At 59.6% G+C, this 6,493-nt stretch carries 4 protein-coding genes; 2 read left to right on the plus strand and 2 right to left on the minus strand.

Annotated features, from left to right (window positions below; genetic code table 11):
- Window positions 1-100 precede the first annotated feature (100 nt).
- Window positions 101-1,054, minus strand: a complete 954-nt coding sequence (locus tag AWB81_RS39410; protein ID WP_062643675.1) for an IS5 family transposase — start codon at window positions 1,052-1,054, stop codon at window positions 101-103.
- Between the two features lie 682 nt (window positions 1,055-1,736).
- On the opposite strand from AWB81_RS39410, the gene AWB81_RS39415 reads away from it, so the two are divergent.
- Window positions 1,737-4,079, plus strand: coding sequence for a beta strand repeat-containing protein (locus AWB81_RS39415; protein ID WP_062643677.1), 2,343 nt, complete (start codon window positions 1,737-1,739; stop codon window positions 4,077-4,079).
- A gap of 478 nt (window positions 4,080-4,557) precedes the next feature.
- Here the strand turns inward: AWB81_RS39415 and AWB81_RS39420 are convergent, their stop codons facing one another.
- Complete coding sequence (locus AWB81_RS39420) at window positions 4,558-5,382, minus strand: GntR family transcriptional regulator (protein WP_200822623.1); 825 nt, start codon at window positions 5,380-5,382, stop codon at window positions 4,558-4,560.
- 302 nt (window positions 5,383-5,684) lie between these two features.
- Between AWB81_RS39420 and AWB81_RS39425 the strand changes: the two genes are divergently transcribed.
- Window positions 5,685-6,493 (plus strand): GntT/GntP/DsdX family permease (locus AWB81_RS39425; RefSeq protein ID WP_235026157.1); only part of this gene is annotated, 809 nt, incomplete at its 3' end.

The raw sequence follows: 6,493 nt of genomic DNA on the forward strand, positions 1-6,493 counted from the left end.
CTTTACTATCCAGTTCGAGGACAGGCTGATGCCCCGTTAAACCACAACCTGTTTACACAAAATTCGGGACACCCCCCAAGTTCATCGTGCGCGGCATCTTTTACGCTTTGCGCAGCGCTTTACGCATCATCCATAAATTGCCCAACGCAAATAACGTGGTGATCTGAGCGGTGTTCTTTACCAACCCCCGGTATCGCGTCTTCACGTAGCCAAACTGTCGCTTGAGAATTCGGAACGGATGTTCGACCTTCGCACGAATGCCGGCCTTCAGTCGTTCGATCGTGTCGTATATCGCATCGACAGGGTCCTTCAAGTTCAATTTCCTTCGCTTGCTGGGCCGCATCGCAACATGCCATCGAGCCGAGCCCGTTTGCTCACGCTTTTCGATGCCTTGATATCCGGCGTCGGCATAAACATCCGTTTCTTCGCCGTGCAACAACGCATGGGCGGCATTGATGTCGTGCACGTTAGCCGCCGTGCCGATGACCGTGTGAACCAAGCCAGACTCCGCGTCCACGCCCACGTGCGCTTTCATGCCAAAGTACCAGTTACGGCCTTTCTGGGTCGACTGCATTTCGGGGTCGCGTGTGCCGGAGCCGTTCTTGGTCGAGCTAGGCGCTGCGATCAACGTGGCGTCCACAGCCGAACCCGCCTTAAGCATCAATCCCTTGTCGCTCAATATTTCATTGACGACCGCCAGGATCTGCGCAGCGACACCATGCGCTTCGAGCAAGTGCCTAAACCGCAAGATGGTCGTTTCGTCTGGGAGACGGGTCATTCCTCCATCGAGGCCCGCGAATTCGCGATACAGCGGGACATCGTAAAGGGCTTCTTCCATCGCTGGATCCGACAGACCGAACCACTGTTGCATGAAATGAATCTGCAACATCGTCGCCACCGGAAATGGCGGACGACCGGTCTTCCCCTTCGGATAATGCGGCTCGATCAATGCAATCAGCCTCGACGACGGCACCACTTGCCTCATCTCGTCCAGAAACTCCCGCTTACGCGTGCGCTTGGTTGACAGATTCAAGCCGAGATGAAGTTGCGTCATCGTGATGCCCCCAAGTCATTGCTCCACTAATAGTACTCCTTATCGTCACTATAAAAAGGGGTTCTGCAGAGGTTCCTTAACATATCATCCGTGTTCGCTCGAGCATGATACCGTCCCGCATCAGCTGCCCATTGATTGCTCTGTCCCACGAATGGCAGGAATCGATTGTCGAGCCGCTCCCTTACCTTCTTGGATCTGCCCGCGAGGCCGTTCTTAAATCGCCACCGCAGCCGAGCGTCGGCACCGCTTACCGCATACCGAATGTGCGGCGCGTCGCAGCCCTGATCCCTTGCCGGCATCAAAGATAACTCAGCCAACGGTCGGCGCCAGGCGTCTGTTGACGAAGGTCCGTCCCGTGTCAAGATCTTGGCCATCCGGTTTCTAGGGCCTAGCACGGCCGCAAACCTATTCGGCATCTCCTCGCCTTATTACCCCGCCGCCTTCGAGAAAGATTTTACCGCACTGTCACTGACATGAAGGCGTGATGCCCTTCCCCCCGCTTGTCTTGATAAAGCTCCAGCTTGTAGCCTCAACCTTATCGTTTCGCATAATGGCGCACACTTATTTGAAGTTGGTTGACGCCAGAGGATTGCGCAGTGCATGATCTTCTAGCCGAAATTGCGGCTCGACTGCGGCATCGGCGCCCGAAGATGTGAACACGACTTTTGCTTTTAGGTGAAACATGCATTCGATCCAAGCACAAGTCCCGACCGTTGCACTTAGAAAGCGTCCGTATCGATACCGAATCGCCCTGACGCCAATCGCAGCGGTTGTAGCATGCAGTTCAGGTGCGCTCGCAGCGGGACCCCTCCCCCAAGGCGGACATTTCACAGCAGGGCAAGGCTCGATCGCGACGCAAGCGGGCTCCGTGCGCGTGTCACAGACTTCATCGCGTGGCGTGATCGACTGGAACAGCTTCTCGATCGGCAACGGCAACAGCGTCGTCATTAACAACGGCACCGGAGCAACGCTCAATCGCGTGACGGGTAGCAGCCTCTCAGCGATCGACGGCGCACTCAGCGCAACCGGTAGCGCCTATCTGATCAACCCGCAGGGCGTTGTCATCGGGTCCAGCGGTGTCGTATCGACGGGCGGGCGCTTCGTGGCCTCAGGCCTCGCCGTCGATTCCGCCGCGTTCATGGCCGGCGGCGACCTGACGCTCAAAGGCGGCGGCAATGGTGTCGTCGTTAATCTCGGCAAGATCAGTTCGAGCGGCGGCGATGTCTTCTTGATCGCCCGCGATCGTGTCGATAATCAAGGCCAGATCAGTGCGCCCAAGGGAACGGCCGAACTTGCCGCTGGCACTCAGGTGCTGCTGCACGATAGCGCCAGCGGACCTCAAGTGTTCGTCCAGACCGGCAGCCACGGCAGCACGTCAAACACCGGCACGATCGATGCCGCACAGGTCAGCCTGCAAGCGGCCGACGGCAACGTCTTCGCGCTCGCCGGCCGTAACAGCCAATTGCGCGCGACGGGCACCGCCACTCGCGACGGTCACGTGTGGCTTGTCGCGGATCGCGGCGCAGTGAGCGCGCAGGGCAACATCGTGACGTCGAATGCGAACGGCGGCGTCGGCACGCTCGACGTGAACGGTACAGGCTTGCAATTCGATACCGTGAACATCCACGCTTCGCAGTGGAACATCACGACGCCCGCTTATTCGGCCGGCCCACTTTCCGTGGCCGTGCTTGCGCGAACATTGTCGGGCGGAACGTCGATATCGGTCAACACGACGGCTACGAGCGGCGACATTAACGTGCTGTCGACGTTGCGATGGACCGGTAACGCGTCGCTCACGCTCAATGCGCGGCGCTCGGTCACAATCGGCCCGCTCGCGACTGTCGGCAACACCGGCGCCGGTAACCTGACCCTACGCGCCGATTCGCAAGGGAACAACAACGGCGCAAGCGTCACGAATCGCGGCACGATCGACTGGTCGCGTGGAACGGGTGTCATAGCGGCGCTCGTCGACTCGAACGGCACGTACACCGGTGGGACCGTCAAGCTCAACAACGCATGGGTCCCGGCGCCGTTCAGCGGCTTGCGCTCGCAACTCACCGCGTATCGGCTCGTCAATACCGTGGCGGATCTGCAGAACGTATCGAACAATCTCGCGGGCACGTACGCGCTCGGCAAAGATATCGATTTTTCCGGGTCGAGCGCGGCGTTCAGCGGCGTGGGTGGTGCGACCAATGCAGCCTTCACAGGCCAGTTCGACGGCATGGGTCACGCGATCCGCAATGTGAATCTGCAGGTCGCCGCTGATTCGCAAACCTATCTCGCGCTGTTCGGCGTAATTGGTACCAGAGGCGTGGTGCGTAACCTCGGTGTGGAGAACGCGTACGCAAACGGCTGGTACTCGGGGCCAGTTGCCATCCTCGCAGGCCTGAACCAGGGGCTCATCAGCTACTCCCATAGCTCGGGCACATCATCCCAAAGCTGGGACGGGTCGGGGTCCGCTGGGCTCGTGGCACGCAACGACGGCACCATTCAGCGTTCGTCGAGCACCGCAAGCGTGTTCGGGATGGACGCGGTCGGCGGTCTCGCGGTGATCAACAACGGGCTGATCGTTCAGTCGTTCGCGGCAGGCAATATCGGCGGCGGGTCGCGCTCCTATGCGGGCGGTCTCGTTGCCACCAACAATGGGACAATCACGCAATCCTATTCGACCGCGAGCGCATCAGTGGTCTCCGCCGGAGGCATTGCGGGCAGCAATTCCGGTACGATCAGCGAATCCTTCTCCACGTCGCCCTTCAATCTGAATTCGTTCCCGCCGGATGGCGGCGGTATTGCGCTCAATAACAGCGGGACGATCGGCAACAACGTCTTCTGGAATGCGCAGACCACCACCGCTCCACAGGGCGTGATCAACGGCACGCCGGTTCCCGACAAGAACGGTTTCACGACCGCGCAGATGAGCGTCGCGTCGAACTATGGACCGACGTGGGACTTTGGCTCGACTGGTACCTGGGTAATGCCCGCGGGCGGAACACACCCGATGCTACGCTGGCAGACCCGGCCATAAGCAAACTGTCTAATATGCCGCCCGCTGACCGGCGGGTGCGTATGTTTATCATCGTGCACTTCGACTCGGAAAACGATCACGATCGTAGCGTGTGCAAGTGCCAAAGCTGCCGTCGGATCTCCGTTGCCTACCCGTGCACGGTCGCCACCTGAACGTCGCCTCCCCCGAAGAAAAGGACTCACCGACCTAAACGTAAATGCATACAAACGATACGACGTCTTGGCGGCAGTTCGAGCGTTACCCAGCGGCCTATGCAGCCAGCCTCATCGTCGAAAGCGAGGTGTCCCCGCACAAGCGTGGACGCAATTTCGACGCACTCGATTACATCTTCGAAGCCGACCACGCAATTGCATACGCGACAAATGGTCTCGGCTCTCGATAGTTCATTAGCTATGTAGATTCAAGAAAAGCGGACCGAGCCGAGCCGCATCCGCTAGGATCGCCCGCGCATTTCCCATCGACTCCTTTCAACATCGCTCTAATCCTCCGTCGCATTCGGCTTCTCCTCGACTTCATCGCCTTCGTCCTGCGGCAATTGCTCCCATGTGCTATGAACATGCCGCCTTAAAAACTCTCCCAGTTTCGCGCCATCACGCGCCGACAGCAGCCTCACGATCTGCTCGTGCTCATCGATCGCGGTATGCCACGTCTCCGACGTCACGCTTCCCTGGAACCGATAGCGGTAAAGCTGGCGGTTCAACCGTTCATGAACTTGCTGTAGCGTCGAATTCTTCGCCGCCGCGATGATGCTCGTGTGAATCGCCTGATTGAGGCGAAAGTAATTCATCCGGTCACGCCGTTCATACGCGGCATGCATCTCGTGATGCAGCGCCCGTATTTCGGCGATTTCTGCGTCCGAGGCTATCCGACAGGCGGTCTCACCGCCAAACGCCTCAATCACGCCGAGAACATCCAGTTTTTCGGCAATCTGCGCTGGGCTTAGTTTCGCCACGACCGCGCCGCGCTTGGGCAGCACGACGACGAGTCCGTCGCCCGCCAGTTCCTTCAGCGCTTCCCTTAGCGGTGTGCGGGACACATCCAGCCGTTCGGCAAGCGTGCGTTCGCGCAAACGTTCACCGGGCTTCAGTTCGTCCGTGGCGATCAGCGTGCGCAAGCGTTGGGCGATCTGCATCGACAGCAGTTCGTCGGTCGGATCGCCGCCCTCGAGTACCTCTTGTTCGTCTTCGAAATCTGTCATCTGGTCGTCCCGTTTCTCTCTGGTTTCACCAGCTATCGTAGATCGGTATGCCACTTTACCAAAGGGTGGCGAGGAGTCGACAGGCCTTACCGCCGCTGCTGTCATGGGTGTTATCCCGTACTTGACCATGATCTGACATCCAGTTAAATTCTGGTATACCACTTATAACGAAGACGAACATTCGGCCTTTTGGCAGCGGCGATCGAGATAAAAGCTACGCACGCAGACACTCTTGAGAATGCTCAATTCGCTCGCACATGCCCGTTTTTAAAGGGACTCGCGACGTATCTGCAAGGCATCTGATCAGGTTTGCCGAACAGCCGATACCCGCTCGCAGTCTTTCAAGTTGGTATGCCAAACGAGCACTGCCTTCAAAAGGCGGCCACAGCCAAACCTGACGAGTTTCCATGCAGCCATCGCTATACCCATTGATCGCGCCGGCCATTGCCATCGTGCTGCTTGTGCTGCTCATCACGCGGCTCAAGATGCACCCGTTTCTCGCGCTGATCCTCACGGCCGGCTTCCTCGGCAGCGCGGCCGGACTCGCGCCCACCGCCGTCATCAAGAGCTTCGAAAAAGGCTTCGGCGGCATCCTGAGTTCGGTCGGACTGGTCGTCGGTCTCGGCACTATGCTCGGCGGCCTGCTGCTCGAATCAGGCGGTGCCGACCGCATCGCCAACACCTTCATCGGGCTCGGCTCGAAGCGCTGGATTCCCGCTGCGATTTGCGCGGCCTCGCTGCTGATCGGCCTACCCCATCTCTTCGATGTCAGCTTCGTGATGCTCGTGCCGCTCGTCTACGCGATCGCGAATCGCACAAAAAGTCCGCTGATGGCCGTTGGCATTCCGATGGCCGCGGGCCTTTACGTGTCTCACGGCCTGCTGCCGCCGCATCCGTCGCCGACGCTCGCGCTCGCCGCCCTGCACGCCGACGCAGGCCGCACGATCTTCTACGGCCTGATCGTCGCCGTTCCCATGGCGATTCTGTCGGGGCCCGTTTTTACCGCATTCGTGATGCGCTTCCTGCCGGTCACGCCGGGCGACGCACTGTTCGCGCCCGCGTCCCCGGCGGAAGCGAAGGAAACGCGTCCGGTGCCACCGCTAGGTCTGGTGCTGATCACCGTGCTGCTGCCGCCAGTGCTCATGATGATCCGCACGTTCGGGCGCAACTACGCGCCGAACGGCACTGCCGCGCGAGAACTGTTGGAAACGGTCGG

The organism is Caballeronia arationis (assembly GCF_001544975.2).
Lineage (GTDB): Bacteria > Pseudomonadota > Gammaproteobacteria > Burkholderiales > Burkholderiaceae > Caballeronia > Caballeronia arationis.